This window comes from Marinibaculum pumilum, from assembly GCF_042646425.1.
Taxonomy (GTDB): domain Bacteria; phylum Pseudomonadota; class Alphaproteobacteria; order Ferrovibrionales; family Ferrovibrionaceae; genus Marinibaculum; species Marinibaculum pumilum.
Window position 1 is genome coordinate 1 of record NZ_JBHRTR010000035.1, and the last position, 19013, is coordinate 19013.

Below are 19013 nucleotides of genomic sequence, written 5' to 3' on the forward strand. Positions count from 1 at the left end.
AAAATGCCGGAAAACTACCTCGCACTCATCAAGCTCGCTGCTGTCCGAATTTGGCTGCGCGCTTATGAGTCGGTGTCCTAGGGTGGCCGGGCGGCATGGCGGAGCAGGATGGAAAGCGGCGTCGCCGCCGCGGGGCCTTGAGCGCGGAGGACCTGGCGCTCTGGGAGAGCGTCGCCGCGCAGGTGGCACCGCTCGACAATTGGGACATCGCCGTCCCTGAACCGGAGCTTCCGGCCCCGGCGGCCGGTGTCGGGACGCCGAAGCAGAAGCCGGCAGCGCGCCGCAAGCCGCCGCCCGCCGCCACAAAGCCGAAACCCCCGCCACCGCCGCCGTCCCGCAGCCTGACCATCGACCGGCGCACCCTGCAGGGGCTGCGCCGCGGCAGGACGCCGATCGACGCGCGGCTGGACCTGCATGGCCACCGCCAGGCCAGCGCTTATGCGGCCCTCGCCGCCTTCCTGCAGGGTGCCGCCCGGTCGGGCCGGCGTTTCGTCCTGGTGATCACCGGCAAGGGCGCGCCGCCGGGCGCCGGCGGTCGCGACGAGGATGGCGACCTGCCGATCCCCGAACGCCGCGGCGTGCTGCGCAGCGCCGTCCCGCACTGGCTGCGGGAACCGGCACTGGCCGACCTGGTGGTCGGCGTGGCCGCCGCCGGCCCGCTGCACGGCGGCAGCGGTGCCCTTTACATCCAGCTCCGCCGGAAGGGGCCGGGCAGCCGCCCCGGCAAGGCAGGGTCCCCGTCCTGAACCCGGCCGGTCAGCGCGGCGAACCCGGCCGCAGGTCCAGCGCCAGATGCGCCTCCAGCGCATGGGCGGCGCGGTAGATCACTGCCTCCTCGAAATGCCGCCCGACCATCATCAGGCCGACCGGCAGCCCGTCGCTGAAGCCGCAGGGCAGGCTGAGGGCGGGATGCCCGGTGGCATCGAAGATCGCGGTATTGGCGAGCGGTTCGTAGGCCCGCTGCACGATCAGGTCGATCGGCGCGTCATCGGGCGGCAGCGGCGTCGCCTTCATCGGCGTGGTCGGCATCACCAGCAGGTCGTAGCGCGACAGCGCCGCGTCATAGGCTGCCGTGGCGCGGCGCAGCAGGTTCTGCGCCTTGGCATAGTAGCGGCCGTGATGGCGCCGGTTCATATGCTCCCCCATCAGCAGGACCATGATGCAGTTCGCCGGCATTTCCGCGGCGAGGTCCGGCCATTGCGCCAGCCGGTCGAGCAGGTCGATCGGATAGAAGCCGCGCGCCAGGGTCGGCAGGCCATGGCCGTGGACCAGGGTCCGCAGCGCGCCTTCCGCGGTGATCGGCAGCCATACCGCGGCGCCCGAGGCATGCATCGGGACCGACACCTCCTCCACGATGGCCCCGAGGGCGGCAAGGGCGTCCGCAGCGGCATGGACCGTGGCATCGACATCCGGTTCGGAGACCGGCAGGCCGAACCCTTCGCCGACGATGCCGATCCGCAGCCCGGCCACGCCATCAGCGATGCCGGCCAGATAGTCGCCGACGACCGGCTGCCGCTGCCGCGGGTCCAGCCCGTCCGCACCGGCGATGGCCGCCAGCAGCAGGGCATTGTCGGCGACCGTCGCGGTCATCGGGCCGGCATGGTCCATGGTGGGGTCGACCGGCGCGATCCCGGTATAGGGCACCAGGCCGTGGGTCGGCTTCATGCCGACGATGCCGGAGAAGCTGGCCGGCATCCGGATCGAACCGCCCTGGTCGCCGCCGATCGCCATGTCGGCTTCGCCGGTGGCGACCACGACCGCACAGCCGGACGAGGAACCGCCCGCCATGTGGGTCGGGCGGTGCGGATTGCGGACCGGGCCCCAGGCGCCGGTATGGCTGCCGCCGGAGCCGCTGATGAACTCGCAATGCGCCTTGCCGGTGATCGTGGCGCCGGCATCCAGCAGCCGGGTCACCACGGTCGCGTCGCTGGACGGCAGGAAGCCGTCGAACGACCGCGTGCCGTTCAGCAGCGGCACCCCGGCCAGGCAGATATTATCCTTCAGCACCACGGTCCGGCCCGTCAGCGGGCCGTCGGCGGCGCCCTTCACCTCCACCATGGCCGCCCAGGCGTTGAACGGGTTCTCGTCCGGTTCCGGTCGTCGCGCCGGGCCGCGCGGATAGCGCGGGGTGAGGATCTCGTCCTCGATGACGTCGAGCGCGCAATAGGCCTCCAGGTTCGGCTCGATCAATGCCTGGTAGGCCGGCAGGTCCGCATCGTCGATGACCAGGCCCAGGGTCGTCGCATGGCTGCGAAGCTCGTCGATGGTCGGGGCGGGGATCGTCACGGCTTCACCTTTCCACCGCTCAGCATTCCTGCGGATCGACCATGTCGACCTTCTCGACCACGTCGTACTGCCCGTTGTGGGCGACCGCGATGTACATGTTCATCCTGCAGTGCCACTTGCCCGGCACCATCTCGGCACCGCCGCCGGGGCCCTGCGCGATCTTCGCGGTCTGCATCGCCTCGTTCACCGCATCGCGGGAAACGTCGCCGCCCGTGGCGATCACCGCCTGCTCGTACAGTTTCAGGCCGCGCCAGGTGCCGGTCGCGGCGCCGCCGGCAGTGAAGCGGTAGGGGGTGTCCGGGAACATCGCCTTGTAGTCGGCCAGGATCTGCCGGCTGAACGGATCCTCGATGTCCTGGAAGAAGTCGAGGCAGGAGGCCAGCCCCTCCATCTCTTCCGCCCGGTTCACGTTCAGCAGGTTCTCGTCATAGTAGACGCAGCACAGGCGGCCGCCATTCTTCTGGAAGCCGGCCTCGTAGAGCTGCTTGAAGAATGGCCCGACCCCGGGCGGGATGACGGTGTTGAAGACGCAGTCGACCTTCTCGCCGACGATCTTGGCGACGGTGGCGGAATATTCGATCTGGTCCAGCGGATAGTATTCCTCGAACACCACCTCGCCGCCATTCGCCTCGATCACCTTGCGGGCATACTTGTTCAGCAGGGTCGGCCAGGCGAAGTTCGCCGACGGCATCGCGAAGCGCCTGTTGCCCTTCTCGATCAGCCAGGGGATCAGCCGGTCGCATTGCTGCGCCGGGGTCGGCCCGGTGTTGAACAGGTAGGGGGTGCATTCCTGGCCCTCGTACAGCTGCGGATAGATGTAGAGGGTTCGCCCACGGCGGACGATCGGATCCTTGATCGCCTGCCGCATCGAAGAGGTGACGCCGCCGATCACCACGTCCACCTGGATCTGCTGGATCAGCTTGCGGACATTGCCGACGGCCACCGTCTCGTTGGAGGCGGTGTCCTCCAGGTAGAGCTCCACCGGACGGCCGGCGATGCCGCCGGCATCGTTGATCTGCTTCACCACCATCTGGGCGGTGTTCCAGTCGGCATTGCCGGCCGGTCCGATCGGGCCGGTGATGTCGGTGGCGATGCCGATCTTGATCGGCCCGGCGGCATGCGCCCATTTCGCCGGCAGGACCCAGGTGCCGGCGCCGAGGGCAATGGCACCGGCAGCGGTCGCGCTGCCCTGAAGGAAGCGGCGCCGGTTCGGGCCGCTCCTGGCCCCTTGGGGGTGATCGGTCATGTCGGACCCTTCCCTGTCTCCATGGCCTCTGCTCATCGGGCCTTGGGGCCCGCCATGAAGACCGGGATATCACCGCCCCTGCGGCCGTCGCTCGCTCCTGCCTGCCTGAAATTTGAAGTTGGGTGCCAGGGCTGCGCGGCGCCGTTCCGGGGCAGTGGGGCGCCTTGCACCGCCTGACGAAATCGCCAAGATCTGCGGAAAGAGGATCGCGGCGGCATGGCCGTCCGCGACGCAGGCGGCGGGGCAGCTTCTTTGGGCGCAATCGGCGACAGGGTCATCACCGTCAGGGACAGCGACCGGTTCGACTTCTGGCACGACTGGATCTGCCGGCACTATTCGGAGAGCGACTGCCGCCGGGAGTCGGAGAAGGTGTTCGCCTCCCGGGCCTCCAACTGGGCCTGCGGCCCGCTGGAGCTGGGCGAGATCACCCTGTCGGGGCACGGCGCCCTGCGGTTCGACCGGCGGCCGGCCGCGATCCGCCGCGACCCCCGCGACCATTTCCAGGTCATGCTGGTGGAACGCGGCGAGGTCGCGGTGATGCAGGACGACCGGGTCGCCCGGCTGCGGCCGGGCGACATGGTGCTCTATCATCAGGCCCGGCCGTTTTCCGTGTCGGTGACCGGCGACAGCGCCAGCATCATGCTCAACCTGCCCTGGCCGGCGCTGACCGAGCGGCTGCCGGAGGCCGGGCGCCTGACCGCCAGCCGGCTGGCGGGCGGGACCCTGTTCGCGGAGCTCGCCGCGACGGTGCTGCAGCAGCTCCTGCGCGGCATGCCCGATGCCGGGCCGGCGGACCTGACCCGCCTCGGCGCTTCGGCGATCGACATCGTCGCCGCCGCGATCGAGGCGGAGCTGGGCGGCCGCGCGGACCGCGACCAGGGCCATGCCGACCTGCTGCGCCGCACCAAGGCCTTCATGCGGGCGAACCTGTACGATCCGTCGCTCGACACCGATGCGATCGCGACGGCGCAGGGCATCTCCCGCCGCACCTTGAACCGGCTCTTCGTCGCCGACGGCACGACGCCGATGCGCTGGCTCTTGCAGGAGCGTCTGGCCGCCAGCTACCGGGCGCTGGCGGAAGGCGAGGTTCGCCAGGTTACCGACGCCGCTTTCAACGCCGGTTTCAACGACCTCTCCCATTTCAGCCGCAGCTTCCGGAAGGCCTTCGGCTGCAATCCCAGTTCGCTGCGTCGCCGGCGGTAGACGGCGCCCGCCCTCCTGCTCTCGTCGTCTTATTCCTTGGGAATGCCCGCGGTGCGGACCAGGTGCATGCCGGAATCGACCTGGATCGTCTCACCGGTCACGTTCGGCGCGCCCTCGATCAGCCAGACGATGGTCTCCGCCACGTCCATCGCGGTGTTGGAGCTGTTCAGCGGCACCAGGCCCTCGTAGCCGGCCTTCGTCGCCTCGTAGCGGGCGTCGCCCAGCCCCTTGCGCAGCCATTCGCCCTGGATGAAGCCCGGGCAGACGGTGTTCACCGCGATCTCCGGCCCCAGCACGCGGGCCAGCGCCACGCCTTGCATGTTCAGCGCGCCCTTGGAGCAGACATAGGCGATGGAGGAGCCGATGCCCAAGGTGCCGGCGATGGAGGACACGTTTACCACTGCGCCGCGGCCGCGCGCCTTCATGTGCGGGGCGCAGGCGCGGGTCATCTGGTAAGGCCCGATCACGTTGACGCTGTAGATGTGCTGGAAGTCCTCCGCCGTCAGGCCCTCCAGGTTCTCGTGCGCGCAGAACTTGGTGGTGCCGGCATTGTTCACCAGCGCGTCGATGCGGCCCCACTTCTCCATCGCGGCGTCGACGATGCGGCGGCAATCGGCATCCTCGGCGACATTGCCCTGCGCCAGCAGGGTCTCCGCGCCCTTCGCCGCGCAGCGCTCGGCTACCGCCTCGGCCTCCGCCCTGGAGGCGGAATAGTTGATGACGACATTGCAGCCCTTCGCCGCCAGCAGCTCCACGCAGGCCTCGCCCACGCCGCGGCTGGAACCGGTGACGATCGCCGTCGCGCCCTTGAGATCCATGGTCAAAGCGGTTTCCTCCCCCGAATGCAGCCGCAATCGCCTGCGGCGGCCGGCAGTCTAGGAAGGCGCCGCAGCGCGGGCAATCGTGCTGGGAGCAGGCTACAGGATGAACTTCGACAGGTCGGCGTTCTTCGCCAGTTCGCCGATATGCTCGCGGACATAGGCGGCGTCGACGGTCACCGTCTCTCCCGACCGGTCGGTGGCGGTGTAGGACAGTTCCTCCAGCACCCGCTCCATGATCGTGTGCAGGCGCCGGGCGCCGATATTCTCGACGCTGGCATTCACCTCCGCCGCGATCGTCGCCAGTTCGCCGATGGCGTCGTCGGTGATCTCCAGGGTGACCTCCTCGGTCTTCATCAGCGCGATGTACTGCTTGATCAGGGAGGCTTCGGTGTCCTTCAGGATGGCGACGAAATCCTCGCGGGTCAGCGGCTGCAGCTCGACCCGGATCGGCAGCCGGCCCTGCAGCTCAGGCAGCAGGTCCGACGGCTTCGCCAGGTGGAAGGCGCCCGACGCGATGAACAGGATATGGTCGGTCTTGATCTGGCCGTACTTGGTGGAGACGGTCGTGCCCTCGATCAGCGGCAGCAGGTCGCGCTGCACGCCTTCGCGGCTGACATCGCCGCCGCCGGAGCGGTAGTCGGAGCGGGCGGTGATCTTGTCGATCTCGTCCAGGAAGACGATGCCGTTCTGCTCCACCGCGGACAGCGCCTCCTTCGTCACCTGGTCCTCGTCCAGGAGCTTGTCGCTCTCCTCCCGCAGCAGGACCTCGTAGCTGTCCTCGACACTCATCTTCTTCGAGGTGGTGCGCTGGCCGCCCATCTTCCCGAAGATGTCGTTCAGGTTGATCATGCCCATCTGCGCGCCCGGCATGCCGGGAATGTCGAAGGTCGGCAGGCCGGCACCGCCGGTGTCCTGGATCTGCAGCTCGACCTCCTTCTCGTCCAGCCGTCCCTCCCGCAGCATGGTGCGGAACTTCTGCCTTGTGTCGGGGCTGGCCTTGTCGCCGACCAGGGCGTCGAGCACCCGTTCCTCCGCGTTCAGCTGGGCGCGGGCGGCGACGTCCTTGCGCTTGCGCTCCCGGGTCATGGAGAGCGAGGTCTCCATCAGGTCGCGGACGATCTGCTCGACATCGCGGCCGACATAGCCGACCTCGGTGAACTTGGTCGCCTCGACCTTGATGAACGGGGCCTGCGCCAGCTTCGCCAGCCGGCGCGAGATCTCCGTCTTGCCGACGCCTGTCGGGCCGATCATAAGGATGTTCTTGGGCAGCACCTCGTCCCGCAGCGCGTCAGGCAGCTGCATCCGCCGCCAGCGGTTGCGCAGCGCGATCGCCACCGCCTTCTTCGCCTCCTTCTGGCCGATGATGTAGCGGTCCAGCTCGGACACGATCTCGCGGGGGGAGAAGTCACTCATTCTGTCGGTCTCGGATCTGTCCGGGCGGTCGATGCCGCCGGCGGGAACGGAAGGGTCGGGCTGTTCGGTCCAGCTCTGGGCGCCGCCGGAATACTCAGTCACAGGGCCTCCAGCACGACATTGTCGTTGGTGTAGATGCAGATCTCGCCAGCGATCTTCATCGCCTTGCGGGCCACCGCCTCGGCATCCATGTCGGGCAGGTCGACCAGCGCGCGGGCCGCGGCCAGGGCGTAGTTGCCGCCGGAGCCGATGCCGATCAGCCCGTCGTCGGGCTCCAGCACGTCGCCGGTACCGGACAGGATCAGGGACACGTCCTTGTCCGCCACCGCCATCATCGCCTCCAGCCGGCGCAGATAGCGGTCGGTCCGCCAGTCCTTCGCCAGCTCCACGCAGGCCCGGGTCAGCTGGCCCGGATACTGCTCCAGCTTGCCCTCCAGGCGCTCGAACAGGGTGAAGGCATCGGCGGTGGCGCCGGCAAAGCCGACCAGCACCTTGTCGCCGGCCAGGCGCCGCACCTTGCGCGCACTGCCCTTCATCACCGTCGGGCCCATCGTGACCTGGCCGTCGGCGGCGACCACGACCCTGCCCCCCTTGCGGACTGAAAGGACGGTGGTTCCATGCCAGGTTTCGGACACTGGGGACTCCTCAAGGGCTGGGAATATGGCGGTCGGTCGTGACAGCCGGGACAGTGGGCCTCATGTAGTCATGGCGCCGGGGCGATCAAGTTCAGCCCGGCCCCGGCACGCAGGTGCGGCCTTTCCGGCCGGCCTTTCTGGTCATTGGGCGACGATGCTGCTATATCGCGCGCCGTCGTGGCAGGGAAGCCGCGGCGAAGCGAATGGCTGGGGATCCGGCAGATGGCTGGCGACAAGGTGGCAGCGCAGAGTGCTTCCGGACGCAAGACGTCCGGGCGGGGCAAGGCGGCGCCTGCGAAACAGGCTGCCGTGGCGCGTCGCGTCGCGGAGGTGCGGCGCACGACCCGCGAGACCGACATCCTGGCGCGTATCGACCTGGACGGTACGGGCCGGTCCGACATCCAGACCGGGATCGGCTTCCTGGACCATATGCTCGACCAGCTCGCCCGGCACGGGCTGTTCGACCTGAATGTCCAGGCCAAGGGCGACCTGCATATCGATTTCCATCATACCACCGAGGATAGCGGCTATGCCGTGGGCGAGGCGCTGTCCCGGGCGCTGGGCGACCGGCGGGGCATCATGCGCTACGGCTCGGCGGTGATCCCGATGGACGAGACCTGCACCCGGGTGGCGCTGGACGCGTCCAACCGGCCCTATCTGGTCTGGCGGGTCGACTTCACCCGGCCGAAGCTGGGCGACATGGACACGGAACTGTTCAAGGAATGGTTCCAGGCCTTTGCCCAGTCGGCCGGCCTGACCCTGCATGTCGACAACCTGTATGGCGAGAACAACCACCATATCGTGGAGTCCTGCTACAAGGGCCTCGCCCGCGCCCTGCGCGAGGCGGTGACCCTCGACCCGCGGGTCCCCGACCAGGTGCCGTCGACGAAAGGCGTGCTGGGCGGCAGCCTCTAGCACGGCCCTTGCTTTCCAGGAGGGGAGGTCTTCCCCGCACCGCGGCCCGGGTCGTTCCGGGCCGCCGGCGCGGCAGCGAGGCGGTTTCTGAACGACCATGCGACTGTACACGGTACATCTCAAGGACACGGCCCCGGCCGATGGCGGCAGCCCGCCGGCTTTCGAGCTGGTGAAGGACGGATTCTGCTGGGCGGCCTTCTTCCTCCCGCTGCTCTGGGCGGTCTGGCGCGGCCAGTGGACCGGGCTGCTGCTGTACCTGATCTGCATCCTCGCCACCTCTACCCTGACCGTGATGGCGGCACCGGGAGAGGCGGTGGAGATCGCGCTGGGCCTGGGCCTGGCGGTCCTGGTCGGGTTCAGCGCCAACGACTGGCGGCGCTGGCGCCTGCAGCGCCAGGGCTATCGGAATGTCGGCGCCGTGGCGGCCGCCGATGCGGACGAGGCCGCCTTGCGTGTGCTGGAAGTCCTGGATGCACGCGGAAATGATCGCAAAAGCGGCAACCTCGCGCTCAATGAACAGGCAGTTGCGGCCGGCGGGCCCTGGGATGCGGCCACCCGGCCGGCGGCGGAGGGCCGGCCATGAGCGTGGCGATCGTCGATTACGGTTCCGGCAACCTGCGTTCGGCGCACAAGGCGTTCGAGCGGGCGGCGGCGGAGATCGGCTATGGCGGCGCGATCGAGGTGACGGCCGATCCCGACCGGGTCGCAGCCGCCGACCGGATCGTGTTGCCCGGGGTCGGCGCCTTTGCCGACTGCCTGCACGGCCTGCAGGCGCTGCCCGGCATGACGGAGGCACTGGACGAGGCGGTGCGCGCCCGCGCCCGCCCCTTCCTGGGCATCTGCGTTGGTCTGCAGCTGCTGGCCAGCCGCGGCCTGGAGCATGGCAGCTGGCCGGGCTTCGGCTGGATCCCGGGCGAAGTTGTCGCACTGACGCCGGATGATTCCGGCCTGAAAATTCCCCATATGGGGTGGAACGACCTGGTCTTCGAAACGGTTCATCCGCTTCTGCGGGGGCTCCGGCCGGGCGATCATGCGTATTTCGTGCACAGCTATCATCTCGTCGCCGAGGAACCGGCGGCGATCCAGGCGACGGTGGACTATGGCGGGCCTGTCACCGCGATCGCAGCGCGGGACAATGTGGCCGGCACGCAGTTCCACCCCGAGAAAAGCCAGGCGACCGGCCGTCGGCTGATCGCCAACTTCCTTCGGTGGGCACCATGAATCTGGCGCAGAATCAAACGAAGATCGATCTGGTCACGGAGCTGGGCGAGGAGGATCTCGACGCCCTCTGCGAGGCGACGGAAGAGGCGATCATCGACGGCAACGGCTTCGGCTGGCTGCAGCCGCCGGGCCGCCAGACCCTGGCGAACTACTGGCGCGGCGTCCTGCTGGTGCCGGAACGCGAGCTCTACGTGGCGCGGCTGGCCGGCCGCATCGTTGGCAGCACCCAGCTGCTGCAGCCGCCGGCCAACAACGAGGCCAGCGCCCATGCCGCGACCCTGACCACCTTCTTCATCGCGCCCTGGGCGCGTGGCCATGGCCTGGCCAAGGGCCTGATCCGCGCGGTCGCCCGCTCCGCGGTGGAGCAGGGCTTCCACCAGATCGACCTCGACGTGCGGGAGACGCAGACCGCGGCGATCGCCCTGTACGAGGCGGAGGGCTTCAAGCGCTGGGGCATCAAGGAGCGCTACGCCTATACCAACGGCCGCTATGTCCGCGGCTTCTACTACACCAAGGACCTGAAGCCGCACGGCAAGTGGCGGCGCTGAGTCCGGCGGCCGGCTGAACAGGCTCCCGGCCCCGCGACCGCGGGACCGGCCGTTCCGGCCCGTCTCGCCCTTTCTGGGACCATCGCATGAAGATCTATCCGGCCATCGACCTGAAGGACGGCGCCTGCGTCCGTCTGCGCAAGGGCGAGATGGATGACGCCACCGTCTTCAACGACGACCCGGCCGCTCAGGCCCGCAGCTTCGCCGCTGCCGGCTTCGACCGCCTGCACGTGGTCGACCTGAACGGCGCCTTTGCCGGCCGGCCGGTCAATGCCGGTGCGGTGGAGGCGATCCTGGCCGCGACGAAGGTGCCGGTGCAGCTCGGCGGCGGCATCCGCGACCTGGACACCGCCGCCGCCTGGCTGGACCGGGGCATCGACCGGGTCGTGCTGGGCACCATGGCGGTGAAGCGCCCCGACCTGGTGCGGCAGGCCTGCGCCCGCTGGCCCGGCCGCATTGCGCTGGGCATCGATGCCCGCGGCGGCAAGGTGGCGGTCGAAGGCTGGGCGCAGACCGGCGAACTGCCGGCGGAGGAACTGGCGCGGCGTTTCGAGGGCGCGGGTGCCGCGGCGATCATCTTCACCGACATCGACCGCGACGGCATCCTGGCCGGGGTGAACGTCGCCGCGACGGCTGCCCTGGCGCGCGCGGTCTCGATCCCGGTGATTGCCTCCGGCGGGGTCGCGGGGGTGGAGGATATCGCCGCCCTGAAGGCGGAGGTCGCTGCCGGCGCCAATATCGACGGCGTGATCGTCGGCCGTGCCCTCTATGACGGCCGGGTCGATCCGGCCGCCGCCCTCGACATTGCCGGGCGGGCCGCCTGATGCTGAAGGCGCGGATCATCCCCTGCCTGGACGTGAAGGACGGCCGGGTGGTGAAGGGGGTCAATTTCGTCGACCTGGCGGATGCCGGCGATCCCGTCGAGCAGGCGCGGGTCTACGATGCGGCCGGCGCCGACGAACTCTGCTTCCTGGACATCACCGCCAGCCACGAACGGCGCGGCATCATCCTGGACGTGGTGCGCCGCACCGCCGAGCAGTGCTTCATGCCGCTGACCGTCGGCGGCGGCGTGCGCCGGGCGGAGGATGTGCGGCAGCTGCTGCTGGCCGGCGCCGACAAGGTGTCCATCAACACCGCGGCGGTGGAGCGGCCGGAATTCGTGGAGGAGGCGGCGCACAAGTTCGGCAGCCAGTGCATCGTGGTGGCGATCGACGCCAAGCAGGTCGAGGACCGCCCCGACGGCAGCCCCGCCTGGGAGGTCTTCACCCATGGCGGCCGCAACCGCACCGGCATCGACGCGGTCGACTGGGCGCGGCGCATGGTGGCGGCCGGGGCGGGGGAGATCCTGCTGACCTCGATGGACCGCGACGGCACCAAGGCGGGCTTCGACATCGCCCTGACCCGTGCGGTGTCGGATGCCGTGCCGGTGCCGGTGATCGCCTCCGGCGGCGTCGGCAATCTGGAGCATCTGGTCGCCGGCATCCGCGACGGCGGCGCGACCGCCGTGCTCGCCGCGTCGATCTTCCATTTCGGCACGCACTCGATTCCCGAGGCAAAGGCCTTTATGACGGCCGCAGGGATCCCGATGCGCCCGGTGGAGAGCTGGGACAGCCATCGGCCCGACGAGGCGCCGCCGGCGGAGGCACCGCGGCAGGCGCATGGCGAGGGATAGCGGAAGCAGGCGGAAAGACGTGACCGAGCTGGCGGAGATACTGGACGGGCTGTACGGGACGATCGAGGCCCGCAAGGGCGCCGACCCGAAGGAATCCTACACCGCCAAGCTGTTCTCCCGCGGCATCGACAAGATCGCGCAGAAGACCGGCGAAGAGGCGGTGGAGACGGTGATCGCCGCCGTCGGCCAGGGCCGCGACGAGGTCGTGGCGGAGAGTGCCGACCTGCTGTACCACCTGCTGGTGCTCTGGGCGGCCCGCGGCGTGGCGCCGGCAGACGTGGCGGCGGAGCTGGCCCGCCGGCACGGCACCTCGGGCCTGGAGGAAAAGAAGAAGCGCAACGAGTAGGGCCGGCCCCGCCGGCCGGTCGAAGGGGGAGAGCCGCGATGGCCTACGATCAGAATAACATCTTCGCCAAGATCCTGCGCGGCGAGATTCCCTGCAAGAAGGTGCACGAGACCGCGCACAGCCTCGCCTTCCTGGACATCAACCCGCAGGCGCCGACCCACATCCTGGTGATCCCGAAGGGTCCTTACGTCAGCTATGACGACTTCGCCGCCAAGGCCAGCGCGGAAGAGATCGTGGACTTCGTCCAGGCCACCGGCCAGGTCGCGCGCGATGCCGGCGTGGCGGAGAGCGGCTACCGCCTGCTGTTCAACCACGGCCCGGACAGCCACCAGGAAGTGCCGCACCTGCATGTCCATATCCTGGCCGGCCGGCCGCTGGGCCCGATGCTGGTGAAGCCGAAGGACTGATCGCAGCAGCCAATATCCGGCGTTGCGGCCCCTCACCTTCTCCGTCATCCCCGGCCCCCGAGCCGGGGATCGTGGCAGGGCGATGCCACAGCGGGGCATTGCTGCCCGGCTGCGGCGCCGGATCGTCATGGCCATCGGGTCAGGCCCGATGGCGACGGCAAGGGATGAGCAGTCCCTACGTCTGCGCCGTTTCGTCCTTCGGCGGCTCCAACCGCATGATGGTGTGGGTGGAGACGGCACAAAGGGTCTCCGACCCGTCCGCATCCGCCACCGACACGGTTTCGACCTCCACCAGCGACAAGGTGCGGCCATAGCGGCGGACCTTGGCCCGTGCCTCGACATGGTCGCCGACCGCCGGTTCCAGGAAGTTGACCTTGTACTCCGCCGCGACCACCCCGTGCCCCTTCGGCACCAGGGTCAGCACGGCCAGGCTGGCGGCGGTATCGGCCATCGCGCCCAGCAGGGCGTCCTGGATGGTCGACTGCAGCTTCGCCCGCGAGCCGTGATAATCGACTCGCAGGATTCAGAGGCCGGGCCCCACCTCTTGCAGCGCGACCCCGAACGCCTCCATCAGCCCCTGCCGGTCGAAGACCCGGCGCACCCGCGCTTCGTAGTCGGAGACCTGCGGTGTCAGGCTCATGATGGCGCCGGCGCGCCGGGCGGCGCCTCCTCGCCCGGCAGGGGCAGCGCATAGCTGCCGCTGCCGCGGGCGACCAGCCGGCCCTCCGCGTCGGTCAGGCGCGCATCGCCATAGGCCATGCGACGTCCCGCCTTGGTGATCTCCACGGCGCAGCGGATTTCCGCCGATCGGGCGGCGCGCAGGAAATGCATGCCCAGGTCGCTGGTTACCGCCATCGGCACGATCCCGCGCAGGCCGAAAATCGCGGCATAGAGCCCGGCATCGGCCATCGCGAACATCACCGGGCCGGCGACCCCGCCGCCCGGCCGCAGCGCCCGCGCCTCCGGCCGCAGGACGATCTCCGCCCGGCCCGGTTCCAGCACGTCCAGCCGCAGGCCGAACAGGCCGAACAGCGGCAGCACCTCCGCGAAATAGGCCTCCACCTTGGCGATCGAGACGCCGTCCGGCAGCGCCCCTTCGGCACCGTCCGCGCCGGCGGCCCGGTTTGCGGCAGCTTCCATCCCGGCCTCACCCCGTATCCACATCGTCCGGCTGCAGTTTACACGGCCTGCCGCGATGCGTGATCCTGGAAACGCCCCCGACCGGCTGCCGCGACAGGATGCGGCATCGGCCGGGCGGTCGGGGCCGCGATCGCCAGGGCTTGGGCCGCCGCACCGGCCCTGTCATCATGTCCGGCGGACCCGCCGCGGAGACGGCAGATGAGAGCGAACAGTGCGGATGCCGGGCCCGTCGGCAGCTGCTGGCCAGCCCTGGTCGGAAAGGCCTTCGGCGGCACGGCGTTCTGCGGCCTGGACTGGGACGGCCGCCTGGACGTCGCGCTGGCGCCGATGCTCACCGATGCGCCGGAGCGGCTGGCGATGACCGGCGGCCTCTACGAGCCTTCGGACGGCACCGCCGGCCTGCTGGCAGACGTGCGGGCGCGGGCGGATCTTCTGGGCACCGTCGTCGGCAGCGCGTCCGGGCCGGCCGCCGCGCATGGCGTCATGGCGCTGGAGGTGCGCACCGCCTGGATCGTCGCGACCCCGGCCCTGGTCTTCCTGGGGGTCGACAATCCGGCCACCGTGCATGTCGCGGCGGTCACCCCGGCCGGCCTCAGCAACCAGCGCACCGGCCAGCACGCCCTGGCTCGGGTGCTCAACCTGCTCGGCCCCTGGCCGCGGCTGGAGATGCGGCAGGCCGGGCCGGAGGCCTGACGCCGTTCAGCCGACGACCGTTTCCTCCGCCAGCACCGTCGCGTCCGCCAGCCAGTAGATGCCCAGCGGCTGGTCGCGGCCGCGGACCTGGATCTCGGCCGCGGTGAAGGCGTCCGGCGGGTTGCCGGCGCGGTCCACGACCTCGCGGCTTACCACCAGCTGGGCGCCGAACTCCTTCGTCGCCGCCTCCAGGCGGGAGGCGGTGTTCACCGTGTCGCCGATCGCGGTGATCGACACGGCGCTGCCATAGCCCATCTCGCCGACGATGGCATGGCCGGTATGGATGCCGATGCCCAGGCGGAAGGGCTCGTCCAGGTCATGGCCCATGCTGTCGTTCAGCTCCTGCAGCGCCTGCGCCATGTAGCCGGCCGCCCGCAGCGCGGCGGCGCAGCCGGCATCGCCGCCGGCCTCCGCCTCCGCCAGGCCGAACAGCGCCATCACCCCGTCGCCGATGAACTTGTCGACCCGGCCGCCGGCGCGTTCCACCGCCGCGCCCATCAGGCGGAAATACTGGTTGGCGACGAAGACGACGTCATAGGGCAGCTTCTTCTCCGAGAAGCGGGTGAAGGCGCGCAGGTCGGCGAACAGCACGCAGATCTCGATCTCCTGCCCGGTGGCGAAGCGGTCGCGGCGGCGGGCTTCCGCCGGCTGCGCCCCGGCGGGCAGCAGCGGCACCACCTGCAGGTCGGCCCGCGGCCGGATCTGGCAGGCCAGCCGCACGCCGGGCGGCGCATTGACCCGGCGCAGCACGCGGACCTCGTCGGCGCTGGGATCCGCCAGCCCGGCGACCCCTTCCAGGATCTTCACCCGGCAGGTCGAGCAGCGGCCGCGGCCGCCGCAGACCGAGGCATGCGGGATGCCGGCCTCGCGGCTCGCCTCCAGCACCGTGGCGCTGCCGGGCAGGATCTGCGCGGTGCGGCTGTCCGGGTAGCGGATCGTCACCCGCATCCGGCGACGGTCCAGCAGGATCCAGGCGTAGCGGCCGGCCAGCAGGGCGGCCAGCAGCACGGCGGTGCCGATCCGCACCCGGTCGTTCATCGCATAGACCCAGGCGTTCACCTGCGGGCCGGCATAGTTCAGGCTGTCGCGATAGGCGTCCCGCCAGGCGGGATCGCCCAGCAGGCGGCCGACCTCCTGCCCGGCATGGACGAAGCCCAGCAGGGCGGCCAGCGGCAGCAGGATCGCCAGGGTGTAGAGGGTCAGCTGCGCGCGGGGATACCAGGGCTTCAGCCGCAGCCAGTAGTGGATGCCCAGGCAGCTGTGCAGCCAGACCACCAGCAGCAGCACGATCTGCAGCGGCCCGTCCCAGCTTTCCGTCACATAGAGGGAGTGCAGGACATAGGCATAGCGGTCGTTGAAGTCCCAGAACTCGTCGATGCCGCGGGTGGCGCTGACATGGGCGACCGCCAGCGGCACGATCACCAGGCCGAGCAGGATCTGCACCGCCTCGCCCCGGCCCATGCCGCGCCAGGTCCGCCGCGCGAAGGTCGACCAGAGCGCCAGCGCAGCATGCACGACCAGCCCGCCGTACAGCAGCACGGTGCCGGGCAGGCTGCGCCAGACCGCGGTGAAGGCACTTGCGCCGGCCTCCATCCAGGCCAGCGAGACCAGGCCCGCGGCATGGTTCAGATAGTGGGTGGCGACGAAGGCGAACAGCACCAGGCCGCTGGCCAGGCGCAGCTGCGCCGCCCGCCGGCCGGGGCGCGGCAGGCTCCAGCCGCCGGACCGGGCGACCGCGCTCACCGCGCGGCCCCCGGCCGGCCGGCCGGGCTCATGTGCTTCGGATGGTCCTCAGCCCAAACGGTCGCGCAGCAGCGCCTTGAGATCGGCTTCCGGCCGCGGCCCGAAATGGGAGATGCATTCCGCCGCCGCGATGGCGGCGATGCGGCCGGCGGTCGGAAGGTCATGCCCCTGCGTCACCCCATAGAGGAAGCCGGCCGCGAACAGGTCGCCGGCGCCGGTGGTGTCCACCAGCTTCGATACCGGCTCCGCCTCGATCCGGTGGGTCTCTTCGGCGGTGACCACCACCGCGCCCTTTTCGGAGCGGGTCAGGACCGCCACGCCGACCTTACCGCGGACCGCCTGCAGGGCGGAATCGAAGTCCTCCACCTCATACAGGGATTTGATCTCCTCCTCGTTGGCGAAGAGGATGTCGACCGGCCCGTCCGCCAGCTCGCGGAACTCCTTGCGATAGCGGTCGACGCAGAACGGGTCGGACAGGCTCAGCGCGACCTGCCGGCCGGCGCCCTTGGCGATCTCCATCGCCTTGCGGAAGGCCTCCTTGGCCCGCGGCGGATCCCACAGATAGCCTTCCAGGTAGGTCACCGACGCCGCTTCCACCTTGGCCGGGTCGACATCCTCCGGCCCCAGGCCGGTGGAGGCGCCCAGGAAGGTGTTCATCGTGCGCTGCGCGTCCGGGGTGACCAGGATCAGGCAGCGCGCCGTCGGCAGCCCGTCGGCGGCGGCCGGGGTGTCGAAGGCCGCGCCGGCGGCACGGATGTCGTGGGTGAATACCGTGCCCAGCTGGTCGTCGCGCACCTTGCCGATGAAGGCCGCACTGCCGCCCATGGCGGCCAGGCCGGCGATGGTGTTGGCGGCGGAGCCGCCGGAAGCCTCGATGCCGGGGCCCATATCGGCGTAGATCGCCTCGGCCGCAGCATCGTCGATCAGCGACATGGTGCCCTTCGGCATGTCATGGCGCTGGAGGAAGGCATCGTCGGAATGGCTGAGGACGTCGACGATCGCATTGCCTATGCCCAGCACGTCGAACTTCGGATCAGCCATCTGTCTTCCTTCCAATGATTTCGGGGGGTCTCATGCGGCGCGGAGTATAGGGAGCCACCGCCTGCCCGCAACCGCGGCCCCCACCGGCACCTCCGTCGGACACGCCCCCGGACCCGCGCCCGGGTCCCCCGTCTGGGCATGCATGATCGCTGGACGGCCCGCGGCCGTCGCGCCAGGATGACGACATGGACGAGCTTATCAGGATGACCGCCTGCGCGGCGCGCGATGCGCTGCGGCGGGGCGAGGTGGCGCCGGCGGACCTGCTGGACGCGGCGGAGGCGCGGATCGCGGAGACGGACGGGGCGATCAACGCGCTGCCGACCCTGTGCTTCGACCGTGCCCGCGCCGCGGCAAAGACGCTGAAGCCGGTAGCGGAGGCGCCGCCCGGCTACCTGCACGGCCTGCCGGTGGCGATCAAGGACCTGACCGATGTCGCCGGGGTGCGCACCACCTACGGCTCGCCGCTGTTCGCCGACCATGTGCCGGCGGAGAGCGATCCCGTCGTCGAGCGGCTGGAGGCGATGGGCGCCCTGGTGGTGGCGAAGTCAAACACACCGGAATTCGGCGCCGGGTCGAACACCTTCAACGAGGTCTTCGGCGTGACCGGCAATCCCTGGAAGACCGACCATACCTGCGGCGGCTCCTCCGGCGGCGCGGCCTCGGCCCTGGCGGCGGGCCAGGTCTGGCTGGCCCATGGCTCTGACCTCGGCGGCTCCCTGCGCATCCCGGCCAGCTTCTGCGGCGTGGTCGGCCTGCGGCCCAGCGTCGGCCGGGTGCCGATGGGCCGGCGCGGCCATTTGTGGAACAGCCTGGCGGTGGAGGGGCCGATGGCGCGCACCGTCGCCGACACCGCCCTGTTCCTGGACGCCATGGTGGCGCCGGTGCCGGGCGCGCCGCCCCTGGCCGACCCGCATCTGCGGCCGCCGCCGCCGCAGCCTTTCCTGGAAGCGGCCCTGGACCCGGCGCCGCCGGCCAGGGCCGGTTTCTCGCCGGATCTGGGCATCGCCGAGGTGGACCCGGAAGTGGTGGCGATCTGTCGCGCGGCCGCCGACAGGCTGGCTGCCATGGGCACCGACGTGGATGCCGCCTGTCCCGATCTCAGCGGCGCCGAGGACAGTTTCGTCGCGCTGCGCGGGCAGTTCCGGGTGACCGCCTTTGCGGCCCTGCAGGCCGAGCAGATCGCCACCATGAAGCCGGAGATCCAGGTGGAGATGCAGCGCGGCCTGGACCAGACGCCGCTCGGCCTGGGCCATGCCCTGCGGGCCCGCGACGAACTGTACCGGTCCTGCAGCCGCTTCTTCGCCGACCACGACCTGCTGCTCTGCCCGGTGGTGGTGGCGCCACCCTTCCCCCATGCCCGCCGCTATCTGCCCTATCGCGGTCGCGACGGTTACGAGGACTATGTCGCCTGGCTGGTGATGACCTTCGCGATCACCCTGACCGGCTGTCCGGCCCTGTCCCTGCCGGTCGGCTTCACCGCCGCCGGCCTGCCGGTCGGCCTGCAGATGATGGCGCCGGTCGGTGGCGAGGCGCGGCTGCTGCAGGCGGCGGCCGCGCTGGAAGCGGAGCTGGGCCTGGCCGGCATGGTGCCGATCGACCCGCGGGGCTGACGGGGCGGCGTGCGGCTGCACGGACGTCCGTCGTTGATATCTTGACCACGGCCGCGGCGGCGGCCACACAGGG

The 19013-nt window shown here is 70.3% G+C and carries 21 protein-coding genes; 12 read left to right on the top strand and 9 right to left on the bottom strand.

The window, feature by feature from the left end:
* Positions 1-137: 137 nt before the first annotated feature.
* Positions 138-746, top strand: coding sequence for a Smr/MutS family protein (locus ACFOGJ_RS22000; RefSeq protein ID WP_379904637.1), 609 nt, complete (start codon positions 138-140; stop codon positions 744-746).
* A 10-nt stretch (positions 747-756) separates the two neighbouring features.
* Here the strand turns inward: ACFOGJ_RS22000 and ACFOGJ_RS22005 are convergent, their stop codons facing one another.
* Positions 757-2286: an amidase gene (locus tag ACFOGJ_RS22005; protein ID WP_379904639.1), complete on the bottom strand. Its 1530-nt coding sequence runs from the start codon at positions 2284-2286 to the stop codon at positions 757-759.
* Positions 2287-2305: 19 nt separating this feature from the next.
* Positions 2306-3532: a substrate-binding protein gene (locus tag ACFOGJ_RS22010; protein ID WP_379904641.1), complete on the bottom strand. Its 1227-nt coding sequence runs from the start codon at positions 3530-3532 to the stop codon at positions 2306-2308.
* A gap of 216 nt (positions 3533-3748) precedes the next feature.
* On the opposite strand from ACFOGJ_RS22010, the gene ACFOGJ_RS22015 reads away from it, so the two are divergent.
* The gene (locus ACFOGJ_RS22015; protein ID WP_379904643.1) at positions 3749-4735 is read left to right on the top strand and encodes a helix-turn-helix domain-containing protein; all 987 of its coding nucleotides are present in this window, start codon (positions 3749-3751) and stop codon (positions 4733-4735) included.
* Between the two features lie 29 nt (positions 4736-4764).
* Here ACFOGJ_RS22015 and ACFOGJ_RS22020 read toward each other — a convergent pair whose 3' ends face one another.
* The 3 genes from ACFOGJ_RS22020 to hslV form a co-directional block, all read right to left on the bottom strand.
* Entirely contained in the window at positions 4765-5553 is a 789-nt protein-coding gene (locus tag ACFOGJ_RS22020) for an SDR family NAD(P)-dependent oxidoreductase (protein ID WP_379904645.1), read from the bottom strand.
* Positions 5554-5652: 99 nt separating this feature from the next.
* A complete protein-coding gene (gene hslU, locus ACFOGJ_RS22025) occupies positions 5653-6969 on the bottom strand; it encodes an ATP-dependent protease ATPase subunit HslU (RefSeq protein ID WP_379904647.1) in 1317 nt (438 codons plus the stop codon).
* Positions 6970-7067: 98 nt separating this feature from the next.
* On the bottom strand, positions 7068-7604 hold the full coding sequence (gene hslV, locus ACFOGJ_RS22030) for an ATP-dependent protease subunit HslV (RefSeq protein WP_379904649.1): 537 nt from the start codon (positions 7602-7604) through the stop codon (positions 7068-7070).
* 309 nt (positions 7605-7913) lie between these two features.
* On the opposite strand from hslV, the gene hisB reads away from it, so the two are divergent.
* From hisB to ACFOGJ_RS22070, 8 genes are all read left to right on the top strand, one after another.
* Positions 7914-8519 carry an imidazoleglycerol-phosphate dehydratase HisB gene (gene hisB / locus ACFOGJ_RS22035; RefSeq protein WP_379904651.1) on the top strand — a complete coding sequence of 202 codons (606 nt, stop codon included), beginning with the start codon at positions 7914-7916 and terminating at the stop codon, positions 8517-8519.
* A gap of 97 nt (positions 8520-8616) precedes the next feature.
* A complete protein-coding gene (locus tag ACFOGJ_RS22040) occupies positions 8617-9102 on the top strand; it encodes a DUF2628 domain-containing protein (protein WP_379904653.1) in 486 nt (161 codons plus the stop codon).
* The gene (gene hisH / locus ACFOGJ_RS22045) at positions 9099-9740 is read left to right on the top strand and encodes an imidazole glycerol phosphate synthase subunit HisH (RefSeq protein WP_379904655.1); all 642 of its coding nucleotides are present in this window, start codon (positions 9099-9101) and stop codon (positions 9738-9740) included. Before ACFOGJ_RS22040 ends, hisH begins: the two co-directional genes overlap by 4 nt.
* Positions 9737-10288: a GNAT family N-acetyltransferase gene (locus tag ACFOGJ_RS22050; protein WP_379904657.1), complete on the top strand. Its 552-nt coding sequence runs from the start codon at positions 9737-9739 to the stop codon at positions 10286-10288. Before hisH ends, ACFOGJ_RS22050 begins: the two co-directional genes overlap by 4 nt.
* Positions 10289-10374: 86 nt before the next feature.
* Entirely contained in the window at positions 10375-11112 is a 738-nt protein-coding gene (gene hisA / locus ACFOGJ_RS22055) for a 1-(5-phosphoribosyl)-5-[(5-phosphoribosylamino)methylideneamino]imidazole-4-carboxamide isomerase (RefSeq protein ID WP_379904659.1), read from the top strand.
* Positions 11112-11960, top strand: coding sequence for an imidazole glycerol phosphate synthase subunit HisF (gene hisF / locus ACFOGJ_RS22060; RefSeq protein ID WP_379904661.1), 849 nt, complete (start codon positions 11112-11114; stop codon positions 11958-11960). Before hisA ends, hisF begins: the two co-directional genes overlap by 1 nt.
* Positions 11947-12306: a phosphoribosyl-ATP diphosphatase gene (locus tag ACFOGJ_RS22065; RefSeq protein WP_379904663.1), complete on the top strand. Its 360-nt coding sequence runs from the start codon at positions 11947-11949 to the stop codon at positions 12304-12306. Before hisF ends, ACFOGJ_RS22065 begins: the two co-directional genes overlap by 14 nt.
* 38 nt (positions 12307-12344) lie before the next feature.
* Complete coding sequence (locus ACFOGJ_RS22070) at positions 12345-12713, top strand: histidine triad nucleotide-binding protein (RefSeq protein ID WP_379904665.1); 369 nt, start codon at positions 12345-12347, stop codon at positions 12711-12713.
* A gap of 175 nt (positions 12714-12888) precedes the next feature.
* Here ACFOGJ_RS22070 and ACFOGJ_RS22075 read toward each other — a convergent pair whose 3' ends face one another.
* Positions 12889-13164: a PaaI family thioesterase gene (locus ACFOGJ_RS22075; RefSeq protein ID WP_379904666.1), complete on the bottom strand. Its 276-nt coding sequence runs from the start codon at positions 13162-13164 to the stop codon at positions 12889-12891.
* A gap of 185 nt (positions 13165-13349) precedes the next feature.
* Positions 13350-13853 carry a PaaI family thioesterase gene (locus ACFOGJ_RS22080; RefSeq protein ID WP_379904668.1) on the bottom strand — a complete coding sequence of 168 codons (504 nt, stop codon included), beginning with the start codon at positions 13851-13853 and terminating at the stop codon, positions 13350-13352.
* Between the two features lie 198 nt (positions 13854-14051).
* Here ACFOGJ_RS22080 and ACFOGJ_RS22085 point away from each other — a divergent pair, with 198 nt between their 5' ends.
* Entirely contained in the window at positions 14052-14546 is a 495-nt protein-coding gene (locus ACFOGJ_RS22085) for a hypothetical protein (protein WP_379904670.1), read from the top strand.
* A gap of 6 nt (positions 14547-14552) precedes the next feature.
* Here the strand turns inward: ACFOGJ_RS22085 and ACFOGJ_RS22090 are convergent, their stop codons facing one another.
* Together ACFOGJ_RS22090 and ACFOGJ_RS22095 are read right to left on the bottom strand one after the other, a co-directional pair.
* Positions 14553-16289, bottom strand: coding sequence for an adenylate/guanylate cyclase domain-containing protein (locus tag ACFOGJ_RS22090; protein WP_379904672.1), 1737 nt, complete (start codon positions 16287-16289; stop codon positions 14553-14555).
* Positions 16290-16337: 48 nt separating this feature from the next.
* Entirely contained in the window at positions 16338-17330 is a 993-nt protein-coding gene (locus tag ACFOGJ_RS22095) for an adenosine kinase (protein ID WP_379904675.1), read from the bottom strand.
* A gap of 185 nt (positions 17331-17515) precedes the next feature.
* On the opposite strand from ACFOGJ_RS22095, the gene ACFOGJ_RS22100 reads away from it, so the two are divergent.
* Positions 17516-18940, top strand: coding sequence for an amidase (locus tag ACFOGJ_RS22100; RefSeq protein ID WP_379904677.1), 1425 nt, complete (start codon positions 17516-17518; stop codon positions 18938-18940).
* Positions 18941-19013: the final 73 nt, after the last annotated feature.

Bases quoted from the DNA above. Each gene is read 5' to 3' on its own strand.
- ACFOGJ_RS22010 (WP_379904641.1), bottom strand. From the start codon at position 3,532: ATGACCGATCACCCCCAAGGGGCCAGGAGCGGCCCGAACCGGCGCCGC.
- ACFOGJ_RS22015 (WP_379904643.1), top strand. From the start codon at position 3,749: ATGGCCGTCCGCGACGCAGGCGGCGGGGCAGCTTCTTTGGGCGCAATC.
- ACFOGJ_RS22020 (WP_379904645.1), bottom strand. From the start codon at position 5,553: ATGGATCTCAAGGGCGCGACGGCGATCGTCACCGGTTCCAGCCGCGGC.
- hslU (WP_379904647.1), bottom strand. From the start codon at position 6,969: ATGAGTGACTTCTCCCCCCGCGAGATCGTGTCCGAGCTGGACCGCTAC.
- ACFOGJ_RS22040 (WP_379904653.1), top strand. From the start codon at position 8,617: ATGCGACTGTACACGGTACATCTCAAGGACACGGCCCCGGCCGATGGC.
- hisH (WP_379904655.1), top strand. From the start codon at position 9,099: ATGAGCGTGGCGATCGTCGATTACGGTTCCGGCAACCTGCGTTCGGCG.
- ACFOGJ_RS22050 (WP_379904657.1), top strand. From the start codon at position 9,737: ATGAATCTGGCGCAGAATCAAACGAAGATCGATCTGGTCACGGAGCTG.
- hisA (WP_379904659.1), top strand. From the start codon at position 10,375: ATGAAGATCTATCCGGCCATCGACCTGAAGGACGGCGCCTGCGTCCGT.
- hisF (WP_379904661.1), top strand. From the start codon at position 11,112: ATGCTGAAGGCGCGGATCATCCCCTGCCTGGACGTGAAGGACGGCCGG.
- ACFOGJ_RS22065 (WP_379904663.1), top strand. From the start codon at position 11,947: ATGGCGAGGGATAGCGGAAGCAGGCGGAAAGACGTGACCGAGCTGGCG.
- ACFOGJ_RS22070 (WP_379904665.1), top strand. From the start codon at position 12,345: ATGGCCTACGATCAGAATAACATCTTCGCCAAGATCCTGCGCGGCGAG.
- ACFOGJ_RS22075 (WP_379904666.1), bottom strand. From the start codon at position 13,164: ATGGCCGATACCGCCGCCAGCCTGGCCGTGCTGACCCTGGTGCCGAAG.
- ACFOGJ_RS22080 (WP_379904668.1), bottom strand. From the start codon at position 13,853: ATGGAAGCTGCCGCAAACCGGGCCGCCGGCGCGGACGGTGCCGAAGGG.
- ACFOGJ_RS22085 (WP_379904670.1), top strand. From the start codon at position 14,052: ATGAGAGCGAACAGTGCGGATGCCGGGCCCGTCGGCAGCTGCTGGCCA.
- ACFOGJ_RS22095 (WP_379904675.1), bottom strand. From the start codon at position 17,330: ATGGCTGATCCGAAGTTCGACGTGCTGGGCATAGGCAATGCGATCGTC.
- ACFOGJ_RS22100 (WP_379904677.1), top strand. From the start codon at position 17,516: ATGGACGAGCTTATCAGGATGACCGCCTGCGCGGCGCGCGATGCGCTG.